Annotated in this window: 14 protein-coding genes and 1 riboswitch; of the genes, 7 read left to right on the top strand and 7 right to left on the bottom strand. The window is 72.6% G+C overall.

The window, feature by feature from the left end; translation table 11 throughout:
- Positions 1–83 precede the first annotated feature (83 nt).
- On the bottom strand, positions 84–3,269 hold the full coding sequence (locus tag ABD350_RS10200; RefSeq protein ID WP_344347544.1) for a bifunctional acetate--CoA ligase family protein/GNAT family N-acetyltransferase: 3,186 nt from the start codon (positions 3,267–3,269) through the stop codon (positions 84–86).
- A gap of 176 nt (positions 3,270–3,445) precedes the next feature.
- Between ABD350_RS10200 and ABD350_RS10195 the strand changes: the two genes are divergently transcribed.
- Positions 3,446–3,727: an HPr family phosphocarrier protein gene (locus ABD350_RS10195; RefSeq protein WP_030609104.1), complete on the top strand. Its 282-nt coding sequence runs from the start codon at positions 3,446–3,448 to the stop codon at positions 3,725–3,727.
- Between the two features lie 235 nt (positions 3,728–3,962).
- Here ABD350_RS10195 and ABD350_RS10190 read toward each other — a convergent pair whose 3' ends face one another.
- The 4 genes from ABD350_RS10190 to ABD350_RS10175 all read right to left on the bottom strand — a co-directional run bounded on the left by ABD350_RS10190 (position 3,963) and on the right by ABD350_RS10175 (position 8,781).
- Positions 3,963–4,649, bottom strand: coding sequence for a GntR family transcriptional regulator (locus ABD350_RS10190; protein ID WP_344347542.1), 687 nt, complete (start codon positions 4,647–4,649; stop codon positions 3,963–3,965).
- A 196-nt stretch (positions 4,650–4,845) separates the two neighbouring features.
- On the bottom strand, positions 4,846–5,592 hold the full coding sequence (locus ABD350_RS10185) for a M23 family metallopeptidase (protein WP_344347541.1): 747 nt from the start codon (positions 5,590–5,592) through the stop codon (positions 4,846–4,848).
- A 12-nt stretch (positions 5,593–5,604) separates the two neighbouring features.
- Positions 5,605–5,765: riboswitch (cyclic di-AMP (ydaO/yuaA leader) on the bottom strand.
- Positions 5,766–5,992: 227 nt separating this feature from the next.
- The gene (locus tag ABD350_RS10180; RefSeq protein WP_344347540.1) at positions 5,993–7,381 is read right to left on the bottom strand and encodes a M16 family metallopeptidase; all 1,389 of its coding nucleotides are present in this window, start codon (positions 7,379–7,381) and stop codon (positions 5,993–5,995) included.
- On the bottom strand, positions 7,378–8,781 hold the full coding sequence (locus tag ABD350_RS10175) for a M16 family metallopeptidase (protein ID WP_344347539.1): 1,404 nt from the start codon (positions 8,779–8,781) through the stop codon (positions 7,378–7,380). The genes ABD350_RS10180 and ABD350_RS10175 overlap by 4 nt, the downstream gene beginning before the upstream one ends.
- Positions 8,782–9,108: 327 nt before the next feature.
- Here ABD350_RS10175 and ABD350_RS10170 point away from each other — a divergent pair, with 327 nt between their 5' ends.
- Entirely contained in the window at positions 9,109–11,565 is a 2,457-nt protein-coding gene (locus ABD350_RS10170; protein ID WP_344347538.1) for a DNA gyrase/topoisomerase IV subunit A, read from the top strand.
- Positions 11,566–11,581: 16 nt separating this feature from the next.
- Here ABD350_RS10170 and ABD350_RS10165 read toward each other — a convergent pair whose 3' ends face one another.
- Entirely contained in the window at positions 11,582–12,664 is a 1,083-nt protein-coding gene (locus tag ABD350_RS10165) for a CobW family GTP-binding protein (RefSeq protein WP_382466718.1), read from the bottom strand.
- A 216-nt stretch (positions 12,665–12,880) separates the two neighbouring features.
- Between ABD350_RS10165 and ABD350_RS10160 the strand changes: the two genes are divergently transcribed.
- From ABD350_RS10160 to ABD350_RS10145, 4 genes are all read left to right on the top strand, one after another.
- Entirely contained in the window at positions 12,881–14,137 is a 1,257-nt protein-coding gene (locus ABD350_RS10160) for a citrate/2-methylcitrate synthase (protein WP_344347536.1), read from the top strand.
- A 53-nt stretch (positions 14,138–14,190) separates the two neighbouring features.
- Positions 14,191–15,132, top strand: coding sequence for a ferredoxin family protein (locus ABD350_RS10155; protein ID WP_344347535.1), 942 nt, complete (start codon positions 14,191–14,193; stop codon positions 15,130–15,132).
- A gap of 97 nt (positions 15,133–15,229) precedes the next feature.
- Complete coding sequence (locus ABD350_RS10150) at positions 15,230–16,876, top strand: ATP-binding protein (protein WP_344347534.1); 1,647 nt, start codon at positions 15,230–15,232, stop codon at positions 16,874–16,876.
- Positions 16,876–17,556 carry a response regulator gene (locus tag ABD350_RS10145; RefSeq protein ID WP_344347533.1) on the top strand — a complete coding sequence of 227 codons (681 nt, stop codon included), beginning with the start codon at positions 16,876–16,878 and terminating at the stop codon, positions 17,554–17,556. The genes ABD350_RS10150 and ABD350_RS10145 overlap by 1 nt, the downstream gene beginning before the upstream one ends.
- 238 nt (positions 17,557–17,794) lie before the next feature.
- On the opposite strand, the gene ABD350_RS10140 is transcribed toward ABD350_RS10145, so the two are convergent.
- Positions 17,795–19,918 carry a DNA gyrase/topoisomerase IV subunit B gene (locus ABD350_RS10140; RefSeq protein WP_344347532.1) on the bottom strand — a complete coding sequence of 708 codons (2,124 nt, stop codon included), beginning with the start codon at positions 19,916–19,918 and terminating at the stop codon, positions 17,795–17,797.
- A 441-nt stretch (positions 19,919–20,359) separates the two neighbouring features.
- Here ABD350_RS10140 and ABD350_RS10135 point away from each other — a divergent pair, with 441 nt between their 5' ends.
- Complete coding sequence (locus tag ABD350_RS10135; RefSeq protein WP_030785372.1) at positions 20,360–20,590, top strand: DUF7455 domain-containing protein; 231 nt, start codon at positions 20,360–20,362, stop codon at positions 20,588–20,590.
- Positions 20,591–20,643: the final 53 nt, after the last annotated feature.

Raw genomic sequence — 20,643 nt, 5'->3', positions numbered from 1 at the left:
ATCCGTGGACAAGGGCACTCCGGGCCAGTCGGACGGACCGGAGGCGGGCGTGGCCCAAGGGTTCCGGGAGGCGATGGGGCTTCTCAGTAGGCCGGCATCGTGCGCGGGCCGAGGTCGTCACGGGCGGGCGGGGGCGCGAGCCGTACCGTGGCGCCGAGGACGCTCACGCCGTGCGGGGCGACGACGACCGGCTCCAGGGTGACCGCGACCACCTCCGGATGGTCGTCGACCAGCCGGGAGACCCGGAGCAGCAGCTCCTCCAGGGCGGGGGTGTCCACGGGCGTGGAGCCGCGCCAGCCGAACAGCAGCGGTGCGGTGCGGATGGAGCGCACCAGCGAGGTCGCCTCCCGGTCCGTGACGGGGATCAGCCGGTGGGCCATGTCCCCGAGCAGCTGGGAGGCGGCGCCGGCCAGACCGAAGGACAGCACGGCCCCGGCCGCCGGGTCGATCACCGCGCGGACGACGGTGTCCACGCCCCGGGGCGCCATCGCCTGCACCACCGGCCGCAGTTCCTCGGGCCGCCCGAACAGCTCGGTCAACTCGGCGTACGCCCGCAGCAGTTGTTCCTCGTCCGCGAGGTCCAGCCGGACCCCGCCCAGGTCGGCGCGGTGCCTGAGGTGCGGGGCGGTCGCCTTGAGGGCCACCGGGTAGCCGAGCGCGCGGGCGGCGTCCACGGCGGCGTCCGGGCCGGGGGCGGGCAGGGCGCGGCGCACGGGAATGCCGTAGCGGCCGAGCAGCTCGCAGGTGTGCTCGGCGGAGATCGTGAGCCCTTCCCCGCGGGCGAGCAGTTCGCCGATCAGCCGGGCGGCCCCCTTCTCGTCGATGTCGTCGAACTCCGGCACCTTCCCCGGATCGGCCGCCTCCCGCCGCCACCGCGCGTACCTCACGGCTTCGGCGAGCGCCCGCACCGCACGCTCGGCGGCGGGGTAGGCGGGGATGAGACGGGTGCCGGTCTGGGGGGATGCGGGGGACCCGGGGGGTGCGGGGGGTGCGGGGGGTGCGGGGGGTGCGGGGGGTGCGGGGGGTGCGGGGGGTCCCGAGGATCCGGGGAATGCAGGGGATCCCGGGGATCCCCGGAGTGCGGGGGATCCCGGGGGTCCCGGGTTTTCGGGTGCCGGTGCCGGCGGAGTGGCGGGCGGTCGTCCGGATATTCCGGCGGCCGGCAGTCCCGCTGCCGGAGCGGACGGACGCCCTGCGGTCCCGGCGGATGGCCGCTCCGCGTGGGCGGCGGACGGACGCCCCGCTGCCCCGGCAGACGGCCGCTCTCCCGCGGCGGTGAGCGGTCGACCCGCCCCCGCCTCGGGCTCTCGGCCCGCCCCCGCGCCGGGCAGGCGTTCCGTGTGGTGGGGCGGGTGGGTGCCGCTCTCCGCGCCGGGTGCCTTGCCGGTGGCGCCCGGTGCCGTGCTCGTCGCCGCCGACAGCGCCTCCGCCAGCCCGCCCAGCTCGACATGGACCACCAGCACCGGCTTCCCCGGCACCGCCGCCGCGGCCGACCGCAGCGCCTCCGCCAGTTCCGCGTCCCCCGGCGAGCCTTCCCCGATCGCGGGGATCGCCGTGACGACGACGGCGTCGTTCGTGTCGTCGGCCAGCGCGCCGGCCAGCGCCCGGTGGAAGTCCTCCGCCGTCGCCCCGGTGGTCAGGTCCACCGGCCGGGCCGGCCGCAGCCCCTCCGCCACACACCGGTCGTACGTCAGCACGCCCAGCGACTCGGAGTTGCCGAGGATGGCCACGCGCGGTCCCGCGGGCAGCGGCTGCCGGGCGAGCAGCAGCCCCGCGTCGACCAGCTCGGTGATGGTGTCGACCCGGATCACCCCGGCCTGCCGCAGCAGCGCGGACACGGTCGCGTACGGCAGCCGGGTGGCGCGCACCGCGTGCCCCTGCGGGGCGGTACCGGTGCCCTGCACGACGACCAGCGGCTTGGCCGCGGCCGTGCGCCGGGCGAGCCGGGTGAACTTGCGGGGGTTGCCGATGGACTCCAGGTACATGAGGACGACATCGGTGTCCGGGTCGTCGTACCAGTACTGGAGGACGTCGTTGCCGGAGACGTCGGCGCGGTTGCCGGCGGACACGAACGTGGAGACGCCCGTGACGCCGGTCACCCCTCCCCCGCGCCGGTGCAGCCGGGACAGCAGGGCGATGCCGATGGCGCCGGACTGGGCGAAGAGTCCGATGCGGCCCGGGCGGGGCGGTTCGGGGGCGAGCGAGGCGTTCAGCCGCACGTTCCCGGCGGTGTTGATGATCCCGAAGGCGTTGGGGCCGATGAGCCGCATGCCGTGGGCGCGCGCGGCCCGGACGAGCGCGCGTTGCCGTTCGCGTCCCTCGGGTCCGCTCTCGGCGTATCCGGCGGAGACGACGACCAGCCCCTGGACGCCGTGTTCGCCGCACTCGGCGACCACGGCGGGCACGTGCTCGGCCGGTACGGCGACGACGGCGAGGTCGACATGCCCGTCGATGTCGCGCACCGAGCGGTACGCGGGCACCCCGTCGATCTCCTTGAGGTCTTCGGGGAACGCCTTGTTCACCGCGTGCAGCGGGCCCGGATAACCGGCCGCGCGGATGTTGCCGAGGATGCCGCGGCCCACCCCGCCGGGGGCGCGGCCGACGCCGACGACCGCGACCGAGCCGGGCGCGAGGAGCCGCCGTACCGAGCGGGCCTCGGCGCGCTGTTCCCGGGCGTGCTGCACGGCCATGGACCGGTCGGTGGGTTCCAGGTCCAGCTCCAGACGTACGACGCCGTCCTCGAAGCTGCGTTTCTGGGTGTAGCCGGCGTCCGTGAACACCTTGATCATCTTGGTGTTGGCGGGGAGCACCTCGGCGGCGAAGCGGCGGATGCCGCGCTCGCGCGCGACGGCCGCGATGTGTTCCAGCAGGGCGGAGGCGACCCCGCGGCCCTGGTGGGCATCCTGGACCAGGAAGGCGACCTCGGCCTCGTCGGCGGGCGCGGGGGCGGGCAGGCCGTCGGTGCCGATGCGGTCGTAGCGTACGGTGGCGATGAACTCGCCGCCGACGGTGGCCGCGAGTCCCACCCTGTCCACGAAGTCGTGGTGCGTGAAGCGGTGGACGTCCTTGGCGGACAGGCGTGGGTACGGCGCGAAGAAGCGGTAGTACTTCGACTCGTCCGAGACCTGCTCGTAGAAACTGACCAGGCGGTCGGCGTCATCGACGGTGATGGGCCTGATGCGCGCGGTGCCACCGTCGCGCAGCACCACGTCCGCCTCCCAGTGGGCGGGGTACTGGTGCCGGTCCTGCCGGTCCGCCGAGTTCCGCATGCGCCCCAGCGTAAGGCTCGCGTACGACAACGGCGCGAGGCAGTCTATGGGGGCGACGCCGGACCGAGGCCGCGGTCCGGGGTCGCGCCGGGGCGGTCCCACGGGCCCGCTCCGGGCACGCTTCACGGTATGGGAAACTGGTCTAGACAACCCTGAGCACTGAAGGGCAGCAACACATGGCTGAGCGCCGCGTCAACGTCGGCTGGGCCGAGGGTCTCCACGCCCGCCCCGCCTCTCTCTTCGTCCGAGCCGCCACGGCCACAGGCGTCCCGGTGACGATCGCCAAGGCCGGGGGCAACCCCGTCAACGCGGCCTCGATGCTGGCCGTCCTGGGCCTGGGCGCCCAGGGTGGCGAGGAGATCGTCCTCGCCTCCGACGCCGAGGGCGCCGACGCCGCCCTCGACCGTCTGGCCAAGCTGGTCTCCGAGGGCCTGGAGGAACTGCCCGAGACCGTCTGAGCAGGGCCGGGAAGCCGCGTCGTCCGCACCGGGCGGCGCGGCTTCCGCGTTGTCGAACCGGTTTCGCAGTCGCTCGGTTCCGGCCGGCGGAATTCTTCGCGGGTGTTCGTCCGGGCCGGGTCGCCAGGACGCCAGTACGCCCGAAACACACGGCGCAGAGAATTACCGGAACCGGAAAAGGGCAGCGGAAAAAACCCCGCTCTGGAATTACCCTTCTTTGTATACGGCGCCCGTGTTAATGCCGCAGACCCGACATGTTTACGGGGTGTTGCGAAGTCCTCACACGTTCCCCGGCGCCGGCCGGGCGGAGCCGGTGCGCGCCCGTCGCGCGCTCGGCGTGCAGTGCCGTCAGCGCCCGCGCGCGTTCGCCGTCCCCGCGCGCCACCGCGTCCACGATCGCGCCGTGCTCCGCCCAGGACTCCACCGGGCTCACCGGGGCCTCCACCGTGTACATCCAGGCGACCTTGTGCCGCAGCTGGGTCAGCATCAAGGTCAGCGAGGGGCTGCCGCAGGCCTGGGCGAGCGTCTCGTGGAACCAGCCGCCGAGTGAGCGCAGATCCTCGCTGTTGCCCTTCCTGGCCCGCTCCTGGCCCAGCCGGACCAGGCCGCGCAGCACCTTCAGATGGGCTTCCGTGCGCCGCTGGGCGGCCCGCGCGGCGCCCAGCGGCTCCAGCAGCGTCCGCATCTCCAGCACGTCGGCGGCCTCCTGCTCGGTCGGCTCGGCCACGCACGCGCCCGCGTGCCGGCGCGTCACCACGAACCCCTCGGCCTCCAGCGTGCGCAGCGCCTCGCGGACGGGGACGCGCGAGACGCCGTAGCGGCGGGCCAGCACTTCCTCGGTGAGCCGGCTGCCGCGCTCGTAGACACCCGCGACGATGTCGTCCCGGACAGCGGTGCACACCGAGTGCGCCGGAATACGCATGACCGACCTCCGCCTTAATCCCCGTGAAACGCCGACGATGGACGCGTGTTCCGTGACTCTATTCCAATGGCCCGGAATTTCCGACGGCGGGCGGTAATCCATGGAGTTTTTTTGGACAACGAGTCCGGCGGACACCGTGAAAAACGACGAAAGCCCCGGCTCGGTGAGCCGGGGCCGCCGGGGAACGCGCGGGGCGTCAGATGTGCACGCCGTGCCCGCGCAGATAGGCGACGGGGTCGATGTCGGAGCCGTACTCGGGGCTCGTGCGCGCCTCGAAGTGGAGGTGCGGGCCGGTGACGTTGCCGGTGGCGCCGGACAGCCCGATCTGCCGGCCCGGCTCGACCTGCTGGCCCACCGTGACGCCGATGGAGGACAGGTGCCCGTACTGCGTGTACATGCCGTCGGCCATCCGGATCACGACCTGGTTGCCGTAGGCGCCGCCCCAGCCGGTGGCGACGACCGTGCCGGAGCCCACCGCGTGCACGGTGGTGCCGCTGGCCGCGTGGAAGTCGATGCCGGTGTGCGAGCCGGAGGACCACAGGGAGCTGGAGGCCTGGTAGGCCGTGGAGACGTAGGAGTGCGCGATGGGCGCGACGAAGGTGTTCAGCCGGCGGCGCTCGGCCTCGCGTGCGGCGCGGACCCGCTCCTCCTCGGCCCGCTCGGCGGCCGCCTTCGCCGCGGCCTCCTCGGCCGCCTTGCGGTCGGCGGCCTCCTGCTGGGCGGTGGCCTGCGCCTCGATCTGCGCGGCGACGTCCTCGGTGGCGGCGAGGACCGGCGTGAGGCCGGTCTGGTCCACGGGGTTGTCGGCGGCGAGTGCCGGGGAGGCGGCGAGGGTGCCGATGACACCGGTGGTGGTCAGGGCCGCGACGCCGGCCGCCTGAGCGGTGGTGCGCTTGACCCGGCCGGGCTTGCGGTGCTTCCCGGTGGCGCACATGAACGCCATGAAGTGGCTGGTCCTTTCCTTCCCTCTCGCCTACCGGGTTAGCTGACGGGTTCGGAGCAGGAAGGTCTCCTACGGGCCCCCTCGCGCTCGCGCGGGCGCCCGATTCACCCCAGGGACGGTGGGTCCCCGGCTCCCCTGGCTCGCGCCGTACGGGGACTCGGCGATGGCTGTCCGGTGCCGCGGGTGCGGCGCACTGCCTGACGAACAGCCCGGACGACGCTACGGCGGCCCGCTTTCGATCCTCAAACGGATCCGGAGTTTTGTAGCGCATCCCACAGGTCAGACAGGCAACCTCCGCCCCAAAACGGGCATCTGAGGGACCGAGTGGAACAGCGTGGGGCCCTGACGGCCGGTAAGCCGTCAGGGCCCCACGCGCGCGTGCGCCGGTGGCGCCGGGCCGCTACTCGGCCGTCACCACGGTCACCTCACCGATGCCGAGCGCCTCGACCGGCGCCTTGATCTGCGAGGCGTCGCCGACGAGGACGGTCACCAGGCGGTCCACCGGGAAGGCGTTCACGACGGCCGCGGTGGCCTCCACCGTGCCCGTGGCGGCCAACTGCCGGTACAGCGTCGCCTGGAAGTCGTCGGGCAGGTGCTGCTCGACCTGGTCGGCCAGCGTGCTCGCGACGGCCGCCGCGGTCTCGTACTTCAGCGGCGCCACCCCGACGAGGTTCTGCACGGCGACATCCCGCTCGGCGTCGGTCAGGCCCTCCGCCGCGACGGTGCGCAGCACCTTCCACAGGTCGTCCAGCGCCGGGCCGGTGTTCGGCGTGTCCACGGAGCCGCTGATGGCGAGCATCGCCGCGCCCGTGCCGTCCGGCGCCGACCTGAGGACCTGCCCGAAGGAGCGCACGCCGTAGGTGTAGCCCTTCTCCTCGCGCAGGACGCGGTCCAGGCGGGAGGTGAGGGTGCCGCCGAGGCAGTACGTGCCGAGCACCTGGGCGGGCCACACCCGGTCGTGCCGGTCGGGGCCGATCCGGCCGATGAGCAGCTGCGTCTGGACGGCGCCGGGCCGGTCCACGATGACCACGCGTCCGGTGTCGTCGGCGGTCACCGGCGGCACCGGGCGCGGCTCGCCCGGAGTACCGGACCAGGCGCCCAGGGTGTCGCCGAGCAGCGCGTCGAGGTCGGTGCCGGTCAGGTCGCCGACGACGACCAGGGTGGCCGTGGCGGGCCGCACATGGCGGTCGTAGAAGGCGCGTACGGCCGCCGCGTCGATCTTCTCGACGGTCTCCTCGGTGCCCTGGCGCGGCCGGGACATGCGCGAGGTCGCCGGGAACAGCTCCTTGGAGAGTTCCTTGGCGGCCCGGCGGGAGGGGTTGGCCAGCTCGTGCGGGATCTCGTCCAGGCGGTTGCGGACGAGGCGCTCGACCTCGCTCGGGGCGAAGGCGGGCGCGCGCAGCGCGTCGGCGAGCAGGCCGAGGCCCTTGGCCAGGCGGGAGACCGGGACCTCCAGGCTGAGCCGGACGCCGGGGTGGTCGGCGTGCGCGTCCAGGGTGGCGCCGGCGCGCTCCAGCTCGGCGGCGAACTCCTCGGCGGAGTGCCGGTCGGTGCCCTCGGAGAAGGCCCGCGCCATGATCGTGGCGACGCCGTCCAGGCCGGCCGGCTCGGCGTCCAGGGGCGCGTCCAGCAGCACCTCGACGGCGACGACCTGCTGGCCGGGGCGGTGGCAGCGCAGCACGGTCAGGCCGTTGTCGAGCGCGGTGCGCTCGGGGGCCGGGAACGCCCAGGGCCTGGCCTCGCCGGGCTGCGGCTGGGGGTGGAACTCCATGGTGGCGAGCTCGGTCACTTGGCCGTCTCCTCGTTCTCGGTCTCGTCGCGGCCCGCCTCTACGGTCGCTTCCTGCTCCGGGTCCTCCGGGACATCGGCGTCCGGGGCGGTCTCCGGGGACTTCGGTTCGTAGACCAGGACCGCGCGGTTGTCGGGCCGCAGGCGGGCCCCCGCGACCTCCCGGACCTCCTCGGGGGTCACCTCCAGGACGCGCTGGACGGCGGTCAGGGCGAGCTGCGGGTCGCCGAACAGGACGGCGAACCGGCACAGTTCGTCGGCGCGGCCGGCGACCGTGCCGAGCCGGTCCAGCCACTCGCGCTCCAGCTGGGCCTGGGCGCGCTCCATCTCCTCGGGCGTGGGGCCCTCCTCGGCGAACCGGGCCAGCTCCTCGTCGATGGCGGCCTCGATCACCGGCACCTCGACGTCACCGGAGGTCTTCACGTCCAGCCAGCCCATGGAGGGCGCGCCGGCCAGGCGGAGCAGGCCGAAGCCGGCGGCGACGGCCGTGCGGTCGCGGCGCACCAGGCGGTTGTAGAGACGGGAGGACTCGCCGCCGCCGAGGATGGTCAGGGCGAGGTCGGCCGCGTCGCACGCGCGCGTGCCGTCGTGCGGGAGCCGGTAGGCGGCCATCAGCGCGCGCGCCGGGACCTCCTCCACGACGACCTCGCGCTTCTGCTCGCCGATGATGTCCGGCAGGGAGCCGTCGCGGGGCGCGGGCTTGCCGTCGTGGGAGGCGATGGAGCCGAAGTACTTCTCGATCCAGGCGAGGGTCTGCTCGGGGTCGATGTCGCCGACCACGGAGAGCACCGCGTTGTTCGGCGCGTAGTAGGTGCGGAAGAACCGGCGGGCGTCCTCCAGGGTGGCCGCGTCCAGGTCCGCCATGGAGCCGATCGGCGTGTGGTGGTACGGGTGGCCCTCCGGGTAGGAGAGGGCGGTCAGCTTCTCGAAGGCGGTGCCGTAGGGCACGTTGTCGTAGCGCTGGCGGCGCTCGTTCTTGACGACGTCCCGCTGGTTCTCCATGGACTCCTCGTCCAGGGCGGCCAGCAGCGAGCCCATGCGGTCGGCCTCCAGCCAGAGCGCCAGCTCCAGCTGGTGGGCGGGCATGGTCTCGAAGTAGTTGGTGCGCTCGAAGCTGGTGGTGCCGTTCAGCGAGCCGCCGGCACCCTGCACCAGTTCGAAGTGGCCGTTGCCCTTGACCTGTGCGGAGCCCTGGAACATCAGGTGCTCGAAGAGGTGAGCAAGGCCGGTACGCCCCTTGACTTCGTGGCGGGAGCCGACGTCGTACCAGAGGCAGACCGCCGCCACCGGGGTCAGGTGGTCCTCGGAGAGCACCACGCGCAGACCGTTGGCCAGGCGGTGCTCGGTCGCTGCCAGGCCCCCGGAGCCTGCCTCGGCTGTGGTCGTGTGACCCATGGGCATGTACGTCCCTTCGCGAGCGGAGGCGGTTGATGGAAACCGCGGTTGTGCTGCCGTTCCTGCCACTGTATGCAAAGCGTGCGGGGCCTTCGCGAAGTTCCCGCGGACGTACGCCGACAGCGGATCGCGTACCCTGCGTCGCATCCCCTCCCGGACGGTTCTCCGGCGCCGGGGGCGCCCCGCTCGCCGGCGCCTGCCCAGGCCGCCCGGACCGGGTCGTGCACGGGTTGTCAGTGCCTCGGTCCACAATGGTCCGCGTCAGATCCGTCAAACGCTTCAGCACAGAGCGCCCCGTAGGCGAGCGACCAGATCAGAAGGAGCCAGGCAGCGATGGCCCGCCGCAGCACGAAGACCCCGCCGCCCGACGATTCGTTCGAGGAGAGGATCCTCGACATCGACGTCGTGGACGAGATGCGTGGCTCCTACCTTGAGTACGCGTACTCGGTCATCTACTCGCGCGCCCTGCCGGACGCCCGTGACGGACTGAAACCGGTGCACCGCCGGATCGTGTACCAGATGAACGAGATGGGCCTGCGCCCCGAACGCGGCTATGTGAAGTGCGCGCGGGTCGTCGGCGAGGTCATGGGCAAGCTCCACCCGCACGGCGACGCGTCGATCTACGACGCGCTGGTGCGCATGGCGCAGCCCTTCTCCATGCGCGTGCCGCTCGTCGACGGCCACGGCAACTTCGGTTCGCTGGGCAACGACGACCCGCCGGCCGCCATGCGGTACACCGAGTGCCGGATGGCCGAGGCGACGGGTCTGATGACCGAGTCGATCGACGAGGACACGGTCGACTTCGCGCCGAACTACGACGGCCAGGAGCAGGAGCCGGTGGCCCTGCCCGCCGCCTTCCCGAACCTGCTGGTGAACGGCGCCTCGGGCATCGCGGTCGGCATGGCGACGAACATGCCGCCGCACAACCTGCGCGAGGTCATCGCCGCCGCCCGCCATCTGATCCGGCACCCGAACGCCGACCTGGACGCGCTGATGAAGCACGTCCCGGGCCCCGACCTGCCCACCGGCGGCCGGATCGTCGGCCTGGACGGCATCCGGGACGCGTACGCGAACGGCCGCGGCACCTTCAAGATCCGCGCGACGGTCTCCATCGAGAACGTCACCGCCCGCCGCAAGGGCCTGGTGGTCACGGAACTGCCGTTCACCGTCGGCCCCGAGAAGGTCATCGCGAAGATCAAGGATCTGGTCAACGCGAAGAAGGTCCAGGGCATCGCCGACGTCAAGGACCTCACCGACCGCGAGCACGGCCTGCGTCTGGTCATCGAGATCAAGAACGGCTTCGTGCCGGAGGCGATCCTGGAGCAGCTGTACAAGCTGACCCCGATGGAGGAGTCCTTCGGCATCAACAACGTCGCCCTGGTCGACGGCCAGCCGCTCACCCTGGGTCTGAAGGAGCTGCTGGAGGTCTATCTGGACCACCGCTTCGACGTGGTCCGGCGGCGCAGCGAGTTCCGCCGCGGCAAGAAGCGCGACCGGCTGCACCTGGTCGAGGGCCTGCTGACCGCGCTGGTCGACATCGACGAGGTCATCCGGATCATCCGGTCCAGCGACAACTCCGCGCAGGCCAAGGAGCGCCTGATCGAGCGCTTCTCGCTGAGCGAGGTGCAGACGCAGTACATCCTCGACACGCCGCTGCGCCGGCTCACCAGGTACGACCGGATCGAGCTGGAGGCGGAGAAGGACAAGCTCACCGCGGAGATCGAGGAGCTGACCCGGATCCTGGAGTCGGACGCGGAGCTGCGCAAGCTGGTCTCGGCCGAACTGGCCGCCGTGGCGAAGAAGTTCGGCACCGACCGGCGTACGGTCCTGCTGGAGTCCGCGGCCACGCCGGTCGCCGTCCCGCTGCAGGTGGCCGACGACCCGTGCCGGGTGCTGCTGTCCTCGACGGGGCTGCTGGCCCGTACGGCGACCGACGCGCCGCTGCCGCGGGCGGCGGGCGGCAAGCGGGTCAAGCACGACGTGATCGTCTCGGCCGTGCGGACGACCGCGCGCGGGGTGATCGGCGCGGTGACCTCGGCGGGCCGGCTGCTGCGGATCAACGTGGTCGACCTGCCGCAGCTGCCCGAGCCGACGACCGTGCCGAACCTCTCGGGCGGGGCTCCGCTGGCGGAGTTCGTCTCCCTGGAGGACGACGAGACGGTGGTCTGCCTGACCACGCTGGACGAGTCGTCGCCGGGCCTGGCGCTCGGCACCGAGCAGGGTGTCGTCAAGCGGGTGGTGCCCGACTACCCGTCCAACAAGGACGAGTTGGAGGTCATCACGCTCAAGGAGGGGGACCGGATCGTCGGCGCGGTGGAGCTGCGCACCGGCGAGGAGGACCTGGTGTTCATCACGGACGACGCGCAGCTGCTGCGCTTCCAGGCCTCCATCGTCCGCCCGCAGGGCCGTCCGGCGGGCGGCATGACGGGCATCAAGCTCGCCGAGGGCGCGAAGGTGATCTCCTTCACGGCGGTCGACCCGGCCGCCGACGCGGTGGTGTTCACGGTGGCGGGCTCGCGCGGCACGCTGGACGACTCGGTGCAGACGACGGCCAAGCTGACCCCGTTCGACCAGTACCCGCGCAAGGGCCGGGCCACGGGCGGCGTGCGCTGCCAGCGGTTCCTGAAGGGTGAGGACTGCCTGTCGCTGGCCTGGGCGGGTCCGGCGCCGGCGCGGGCGGCGCAGAAGAACGGCACCCCGGTGGAGCTGCCGGAGCCGGACCCGCGCCGGGACGGCTCGGGCACGTCGCTGCCGAAGACGGTGGCGGTGGTGGCGGGGCCGGTGCTCTAGCCGGTCCGGGCAGGGGCTAGGCGGGCGGCGGCTCCTCAAGGCCGGCTTCCGGCTCGTCCGGTCCCTGTACGTACCGCAGGACGCCCCACATGCCGTGCTCGTCGGCGTGCGGGGCGTCGTTCCCGCACGCCTCCAGTTCCTTGCGGAGGGCGTCCGCGTCGATGCCGGAGCCGATCAGCACGAGCTGGGTGAGCCGTTCGTCGCCGGGCGCCCAGGGTTCGGGGTAGAAGCGCAGGAACCGGCCGACGGCGTGCATGGCGTAGCGGTTGACCGCGTCGTACGGTCCGAAGTCGACGTAGCCCTTGATCCGGTACAGCCCCTCGGACCGGCTGTCCAGGAACCGCATGAGCCGCCGGGGTTCCAGGGGGACGGCGGAGGTGAAGGACAGGCTGTCGTAGCCGGTGTGCAGGTGGCCGGCGTGGTCCGGGTCGTCGTGGTCGTGCAGGTCGTCGAAGGACAGCTGGCCGACGCGCTCCTCGGTGGGCCGGCAGTCGAAGAGGAACTCGGGGTCGACGCGGCCGTAGGTGGCGGGGACGACGGCCGCGCGGTCGGTGAGCGAGCGGACCAGCCCGAGGATCCGGTCGGCGTCGCCGGCGCGGTCGAGCTTGTTGACGACGACCAGGTCCGCGAGGGCGAGGTGCCGGTCGATCTCCGGGTGCTTGGCGCGCGTGTCGTCGAACTCGGCGGCGTCGACCACCTCGACCAGACCGCCGTAGACGATGTCCGGGTGCTCGCTGGCGAGGACCATGCGCACGAGTTCCTGCGGCTCGGCCAGCCCGCTGGCCTCGATGACGATCACGTCGATACCGGCGGCGGGTGCGGCGAGCCGGTCCAGGTACAGATCGAGTTCGCCGGTGTCCACGGCGCAGCACAGGCAGCCGTTCCCGAGTGAGACGGTCGAGTCGCCGAGGGCTCCGGCGACGGCCATGGCATCGATCTCGATGGCGCCGAAGTCGTTGACGATGGCCCCGATGCGGCTGCCTCCGCTGCGGTGCAGCAGATGGTTGAGGAGCGTGGTCTTCCCGGAGCCCAGGAAACCGGCGAGTACGACGACCGGGATCTGCTGCGGGCTGCCGCCGCTTGCCAAGCTGTTCCCCAACGGGCGACCTCTCAGACGTACCAGTGCGCACACGGCTCGTGCCCGGTGCGCGGACGGGCATGGACGGAGCGTCCAGGATACGAGCGGCTCGTCAACCCCTCCGGGCCCGCGCCCCCATACTTGATCCCACCGTCAAGACTCGATCACTTCCCGATCAACGTTGCTCGGCTCAATAGATGGCCGTCAACATGTGCGGACGCGGCTACGGTGGCCCCCATGCGCGATCACGACACCGCTCCCCACCGCCCCGGGCGCCGGCTGACCACCAAGGAGACCGCCGAACTGCTCGGTGTGAAGCCCGAGACGGTCTACGCGTATGTGAGCCGCGGCCTGCTCAGCAGCAGACGCGAGCCCGGCGGCCGGGCCAGCACCTTCGAGGCCGGGGAGGTCGAGGCGCTCGCCCGCCGCAACCGCCGGGAGGCCGCCGGGAGTCCGGGCACCGGCGGGGACCTGTCCGTCCGCACCCGCATCACGCTGATCGAGCAGGACCGGTACTACTACCGCGGTGTCGACGCGGTCGAGCTGGCCGCCCGCCACTCCTACGAGGAGGTCGCGGAGTGGCTGTGGACCGGCCGGCCCGCGCCGGGAGCGGCGTTCACCGCGCCCGAGGCCACCGTCGAGGTCGCCCGCCGCGCGGTGGACGCCCTGTCCGAACACGCCTCCCCGGTCGACCGGCTGCGGGTGGCGGCGATCGCCGCGGCGGCCGAGGACCCGCTGCGCTTCGACCTGTCCGAGGAGGCCGTGCTGCACACGGCGCGCACCCTCGTCCCCACCCTCGTCGCCGCGCTGCCGCCGGTCCGGTACGACCACAGGGACGACGGCCCGCTGGCCCACCGCCTGTGGGGGCGGCTGACCGGCCGCCCGGCCGACGACGCCTCCCTGCGCGTGCTGGACACGGCGCTGGCCCTGCTGGCCGACCACGACCTGGCCGCGTCCACCCTGGCCGTCCGGGTCGCCGCCTCGGCCCGCGCGCACGCGTACGCGGCCGTCTCGGCCGGGCTCGGCGTGCTGGAGGGCCCGCTGCACGGCGCGGCCGGCGGCCTGGCCCACCGGATGCTCCTGGACGTGCTCGACCAGGGCACGGCGGTCCCGGTGATCGCCGAGGAATTGCGCGCGGGCCGCCGCGTCCCCGGTCTGGGCCACCGGCTGTACACCGGCGAGGACCCGCGCGCGCGGGCGCTGTTCGACCTGCTGGAGCGGATCCCGCGCGCTGAGTCCGCGCTGCTCGCCGCCCGCGACATCGTCGCCACCACCGCCCGGCACACCCCGCTGCACGCCAACGTCGACCTGGCCCTCGCGGTGTTCACCGCGTCCTGCGGCATGCCGGCCACGGCCGCCGAGACGATCTTCGCCGTCGCGCGGACCGCGGGCTGGATCGCGCACGCCCTGGAGGAGTACGGCGAACGCCCGCTGCGCATGCGCCCCAGCGGCCATTACGTCGGTCCGCGCCCGCCCCGGGCCCTGGCGGAGTAGGGCACGGCGGGCCCGCAAGTCACCGCGGGGCAAGTCAGGTTAGGCTCACCTGTGTGAGTAGGTGTGCGACCGTCTCCCGCGGACTCGACGAGCCGGTTTCCGGTACGGCTGCCACGGCGACGACGTGGCTGCTGCTGGAACAGCCCGGCCCGTGGGGCGCCAGGGCGCTCACGTCCAGCCATCTCGACCCCGCGCTGGGCCGCGCGCTGGAGGCCGCCGCCGACGGCACCGGCGTGCGGATCGCGCTGATCCGCCGCCCCGGGCGCCACGCCGATCCCGGCCCGCCTCCGGTGCGGCACGTGTACGCCGCGCACACCGTCCCCGGGCGGGTGTGGCTGCACGGGGCCACCACCGTCGATCCGCGGCGCCTGCTGGACCTGGACTTCGCCGCGCTCGGCGCGGGCGACCACCGGTCCTTCGGCGCGGTGCTCGGCGGGCGGCCCCACCGGGGTGAGCCACTGGCACTGGTGTGCACCAACGGCAAGCGTGACCGCTGCTGCGCCCTTTTGGGCCGCCCCCTCGCCACGGAGCTGGTCGCCTCGGGGGTGCCCGGTGTCTGGGAGGTCACCCATCTGGGTGGTCATCGGTTCGCGCCCACGGTGCTCGTCCTGCCGTACGGCTACGCCTACGGCCGCGCCGGGGCCCACACCGTGAAGGAGGCCCTGCACGGCGCCCAGGAGGGACGTGTGCTGGTCGAGGGGTGCCGGGGGTGCTCCGCGTGGGAGCGGCCCGGCCAGGCGGCGGAGCTGGCCGTACGGACGGCCGCGGACGAGTACCGGGCGGGTGTGCTGAGCGTCGCACGGACCGAGGGCGCGGCGCCGCGCTGGGAGGTCACCGTCACCCACGCCGACGGCCGCCGGTGGCGGGTCACCGTGGCACAGGGCACGTCGCTGCCGCCCCGCCCGGAGAGCTGCGGCGCGGAGGTGCTCGGCACGCCCGCGCGGATGGACGTGGTCGAGGTGCGCGCACTGCGGCCGACGGCGCTGGCGAGCTGACCAGGGCACGACGCCGTCAATGTTGATCAATAGCTGATCAAGAGATCCACACCACACCCGCTGGGGGCTTCCGGCCGTCCCACGTACCGTCATGGGTATGCGCTCCACTCCCCCCGTACGCCGTCTGCGCCTCGGTCTGCCCCGGCGGATGTTCTCCCAGGTGCTGCTGATGCAGGTGGCGATCGCCGCGGGGGTCGCGGTGCTCGCGACCGGGCTCTTCCTGGCGCCGCTGAGCAAGCAGCTGGACCAGGAGGCGATGCGGCGGGCGCTCGCCATCGCCGAGACCACGGCGCAGGACCCGCGGATCGCCGAGGGCGTGCGGACCACCGCGCCGAACGGGAACGGCCCCGTGCAGCGGGCGGCCGAGCGGATCCGGCGGGCCACGCACGCCGAGTACATCGTGGTGCTGGACCGGAACTGGGTGCGCTGGTCGCATCCCACGCCCTCGGAGATCGGCCGGCGCGTCTCCACCGACCCCTCCGACGCCCTGGCCGGCAAGGAGGTCATGGAGATCGACCGGGGCACCCTGGGCCGCTCGGCGCGCGGCAAGGTGCCGCTGTACGACGCCGGGCACCACGTCGTCGGCGCGGTGTCGGTCGGCATCGCCTACGACAGTGTGCGGGCACGGCTGATCAGTGCCATCCCGGGGCTGTTCGCGTACGCCGGCGGTGCCCTGGCGGTGGGCGCGCTGGCCGCCTGGCTGATCTCCCGGCGGGTCCAGCGGCAGACCCGGGACCTGGCCTTCTCCGACATCTCGGCGCTGCTCGCGGAGCGCGAGGCGATGCTGCACGGCATCCGGGAGGCGGTGGTCGCGCTGGACCGGGGCGGCCGTATCCGGCTGCTCAACGACGAGGCACGGCGGCTGCTGGGAATCGGTGACGAGGCCCTTGGACGGACCCCGGACGAGGCGCTCGGCGCGGGCCGTACGACGGATGTGCTGGCCGGCCGGGTGACCGGCACCGACCTGCTCACCGTGCGCGGCCAGCGCGTCCTGATCGCCAACCGCATGCCCACCGGGGACGGCGGTGCCGTGGCCACCCTGCGCGACCGCACCGAGCTGGAGCAGCTGGGGCGCGAACTGGATTCCACCCGTGGGCTGATCGACGCGCTGCGCGCCCAGGACCACGAGCACGCCAACCGCATGCACACCCTGCTGGGGCTGCTGGAGCTGGAGATGTACGACGACGCCGTGGAGTTCGTCGGCGAGGTGGTCGGGGACCACCGGGCCACCGCCGAGCAGGTCACGGAGCGGATCCAGGATCCGCTGCTGGCCGCGCTCCTGGTGGGCAAGGCGACCGTGGCGGCGGAGCGCGGGGTCGCCCTGCGGGTGTCGGAGCGCACCCGGCTCCCGGACCGGCTGATCGATGCGCGGGGACTGGTCACGGTGGTGGGCAACCTCGTGGACAACGCCCTCGACGCGGTCGCGGGCACCCCGCACGCGCGCGTGGAGGTCGAATTGCGCACCGAGGGCCGTACGGTCGTCCTAGAGGTGCGCGACACGGGACCCGGAGTGCCGGCGGAGCAACGCGAGTTGATCTTCACGGAGGGCTGGTCCACCAAGCAGCCGCCCGCGCACGGCAAGCGGGGCATCGGGCTCTCCCTGGTCCGGCGGCTCGCCGAACGGCAGGGCGGCGGCGCGACCGTGGGACCGGCGGCCGGCGGCGGCGCGGAGTTCACCGTGGTGCTGCCCGAGGCGCTGACCGAGCCGGAACCGGTGCCCGCGGGTTCCGAGGAGGAGGCGTGATGATCGAGGTCCTGATCGTGGACGACGACACCCGCGTGGCCCGCGTCAACGCCGCCTACGTCGAGAAGGTGCCCGGTTTCCACGTGGCGGGCGAGGCGCACAGCGCGGCCGAGGCGCTGCGTCGGGTGGAGAGCCTGCCGCGGGTCGATCTGGTCCTGATGGATCACTACCTGCCCGACGACACCGGTCTCGCGGTGGTCCGGGAGCTGCGGCGGCGCGGCCACCAGGCCGACGTGATCATGGTGACGGCGGCGCGGGACGTGTCGACCGTGCAGGCGGCCATGCGGCAGGGGGCGTTGCAGTACCTGGTGAAACCGTTCGCCTTCGCGGGGCTGCGGGCCAAGCTGGAGGCGTACGCCGAGCTGCGGCGCACCCTGGACGGCGGCGGCGAGGCGGAGCAGGCGGAGGTGGACCGGATCTTCGGCGCGCTGTCCGCCCCGTCGGAACCCGAGCTGCCCAAGGGGCACTCGCCCACGACGGCCGAGCTGGTACGCCAGGCTTTGCTGAGCGCCGAACGCCCGCTGTCCGCGCAGGAGATCGCCGAACGGACGGGGGTGAGCCGGCAGACCGCCCAGCGGTACCTGAAGCTGCTGGAGCGCACCGGCCGGGCCCGGCTGACCCTCAAGTACGGCGACGCGGGCCGCCCGGAACACCGCTATGTATGGGCGACCCGCGCCTGAGCGCGAGGCGGACGGCGGTCACGTGACCCACACGGTGCCGTCCGGCGCCCCCGGCCCCGGCCCCCTGCCCGGCCCTGACCGTGCGGCCTCGGGCGGGCCCGGCCGCTCCCGGCCAGGCCCTCCACCGCCCCGCCAGTCACCAGCCCCCGCCGCTCAGGCGCTTCCCCCCGTCGGCCGAGCCGCTTCACGTCCAGCGGCGAGCCGTTTCCGCCCTGTCGGCCGATGACCGGCGCGGCGGTTACGCGTCGATGCGGGACCGGTCCAGCGTCGCCGCCGAGCTGGAGATGAACTCCTTGCGGGGAGCCACGTCATTGCCCATCAGCAGGTCGAAGACCTGTTCGGCAGCCTCCAGGTCGGAGAGGTTGATGCGGCGCAGGGTGCGGTGGCGCGGATCCATCGTGGTCTCGGCCAGCTGGTCGGCGTCCATCTCGCCCAGGCCCTTGTAGCGCTGGATGGAGTCCTTGTACCGGATGCCCTTGCTCTGGAACTCCATGAGCTTGTCGCGCAGCTCGCGGTCGGAGTACGTGTAGACGTACTTCTCCTGGCCCTTCTTCGGCTGGATCAGCTCGATGCGGTGCAGCGGCGGCACGGCGGCGAAGACCCGGCCGGCCTCGACCATGGGCCGCATATAACGCTGGAACAGCGTGAGCAGCAGGCAGCGGATGTGCGAGCCGTCCACGTCGGCGTCGGTCATCATGATGATCTTGCCGTACCGGGCCTGGTCGATGTCGAAGGTGCGGCCGGAGCCCGCTCCTATGACCTGGATGATCGCCCCGCACTCGGCGTTCTTGAGCATGTCGGTCACCGACGACCGCTGCACGTTCAGGATCTTGCCGCGGATCGGCAGCAGGGCCTGGAACTCGGAGTTCCGCGCCAGCTTGGCCGTGCCGAGCGCGGAGTCGCCCTCGACGATGAACAGCTCGCTGCGGTCGACGTCGTCGCTGCGGCAGTCGGCGAGCTTGGCCGGCAGGGACGAGGACTCCAGGGCGGTCTTCCGGCGCTGGGCGTCCTTGTGCTGGCGGGCCGCGACCCTGGTCCGGGCGGCGGCGACCACCTTCTCCATGACGACCCGGGCCTGGGCGGCGGCGTCCCGCCTGGTGGCCGTCAGGAATGCCTTCAGCTCGCTGGCGACGACGTTGTTCACGATGCGGCGGGCCGCCGAGGTGCCGAGCACCTCCTTGGTCTGCCCCTCGAACTGCGGCTCGGCCAGACGGACCGTGACGACGGCGGTGAGGCCCTCCAGGGCGTCGTCCTTGACGACGTTGTCCTCGGCCACGCGCAGCAGCTTCTTGGCGCGCAGGACGTCGTTCAGCGTCTGGGTGAGTGCCTGTTCGAAACCGGCGACGTGCGTACCGCCCTTGGGGGTGGCGATGATGTTGACGAACGACCTGACCGTCGTGTCGTAGCCGGTCCCCCAGCGCAGCGCGATGTCTACACCCAGTTCGCGGGTGACCTCGGTCGGGGTCATCTGGCCGTGTTCGTCCAGGACCGGGACGGTCTCCTTGAAGGTGCCCTTGCCCGAGAAGCGGAGGACGTCGCAGATGGCCCTGTCGTTCGCCAGGTACTCGCAGAACTCGCTGATGCCGCCGTCGAAGCGGAAGGACTCCTCCCCCTTGCTGCCGCCCTCGCCGAGACCGAACTCGTCGCGGACGACGATGGTCAGGCCGGGGACCAGGAACGCGGTCTGCCGGGCGCGCTGGTGCAGGGTCTCCAGGGAGAGCTTGGCGTCCCTGAGGAAGATCTGGCGGTCGGCCCAGTAGCGCACACGCGTGCCGGTGCGCGTCTTGGGGATCTTCTTGGTCTTGCGCAGGCCGCTCTTGGCCTCGAACCTCGCTTCCGCGCCGTCGGCGGCGAAGGCGCCGGGCACACCCCGCCGGAAGCTGATGGCATGCGTGTGGCCACCGCGGTCCACTTCGACGTCGAGGCGGGCGGAGAGCGCGTTGACCACGGAGGCGCCGACGCCGTGCAGGCCGCCGGAGGCGGCGTAGGAGCCGCCGCCGAACTTGCCGCCCGCGTGCAGCTTGGTCATGACGACCTCGACGCCGGACAGGCCGGTCCGCGGCTCCACGTCCACGGGGATGCCGCGGCCGTTGTCCCGCACCTCCACGGAGCCGTCGTCGTGGAGGATCACCTCGATGCGGTCGCAGACCCCCGCGAGGGCCTCGTCCACCGAGTTGTCGATGATCTCCCACAGACAGTGCATGAGACCGCGGCTGTCGGTCGAGCCGATGTACATGCCGGGGCGCTTGCGCACGGCCTCCAAGCCCTCAAGGACGAGCAGGTGCCGCGCGGTGTAGTTGGAACCGTCGCGGTCTGCTCCTGCCAGCAGCGCTGTGGACGGCACGGACGTGTCGGCGGTCACGCGGTTCGCTCCTCGCTGAATTTCAGATGGCCCCCCTCTGGGTAAGGGGGCGGCTTCGGTCGCCGCTCAGAGGGTACCGAGCCCTGGTAGAGCCGGTGTAACGCCACCCTCGGCGGCACCTCACACTAGTCCAGCCTCGCATGCTTGTTCGATCCCTCGATGGAGTGAAGCACATATCACGTTCCCTTTGGGGCATGAACCATTTAGGCTCCGGGCACGTCCTCATGAACAACCGGCAACCCAGCCGGGAGGACGAGACAGCAAGAGAGCGCGAACCCGTACCGCATACAAGACACGCAATACGGCACATTCGCCGCCAACGGGCAACAGACAACCGTCCCCGGAAAAAATTTTCGCGAAACGGCCACGAGCGGGAACGTTTTCGGGCTGGTTGGATGTTGACCCTGGTACGACAGCTCGTCGAGCTAGAGAAGAGGCGACGTGACTACTGTTCTGACCCCCGCGAGCCCGCTGACGGCCGCCGATCGCTGCGACCGCTGCGGCGCCCAGGCATACCTGCGCGTCGTCCTGCTCAGCGGCGGAGAACTGCTCTTCTGCGCCCACCACGGTCGCAAGTTCGAGCCGGAACTCAAGAAGATCGCCGCTGAGATACAGGACGAGACCGAGCGACTGACGTCCGTTCCGGGCACCGCTTCCGAAGAAGAGCGCTGAATCTCGCACACACGACGAGCCAGCCCCGGCACAGGCCGGTGATCGGGCGGCCG

Source organism: Streptomyces nogalater (assembly GCF_039532885.1).
In the GTDB taxonomy this organism is placed as follows: domain Bacteria; phylum Actinomycetota; class Actinomycetes; order Streptomycetales; family Streptomycetaceae; genus Streptomyces; species Streptomyces nogalater.
The sequence above is the reverse complement of the archived record's forward strand: the minus strand, read 5'-3'. Positions and strand labels throughout refer to the sequence as shown.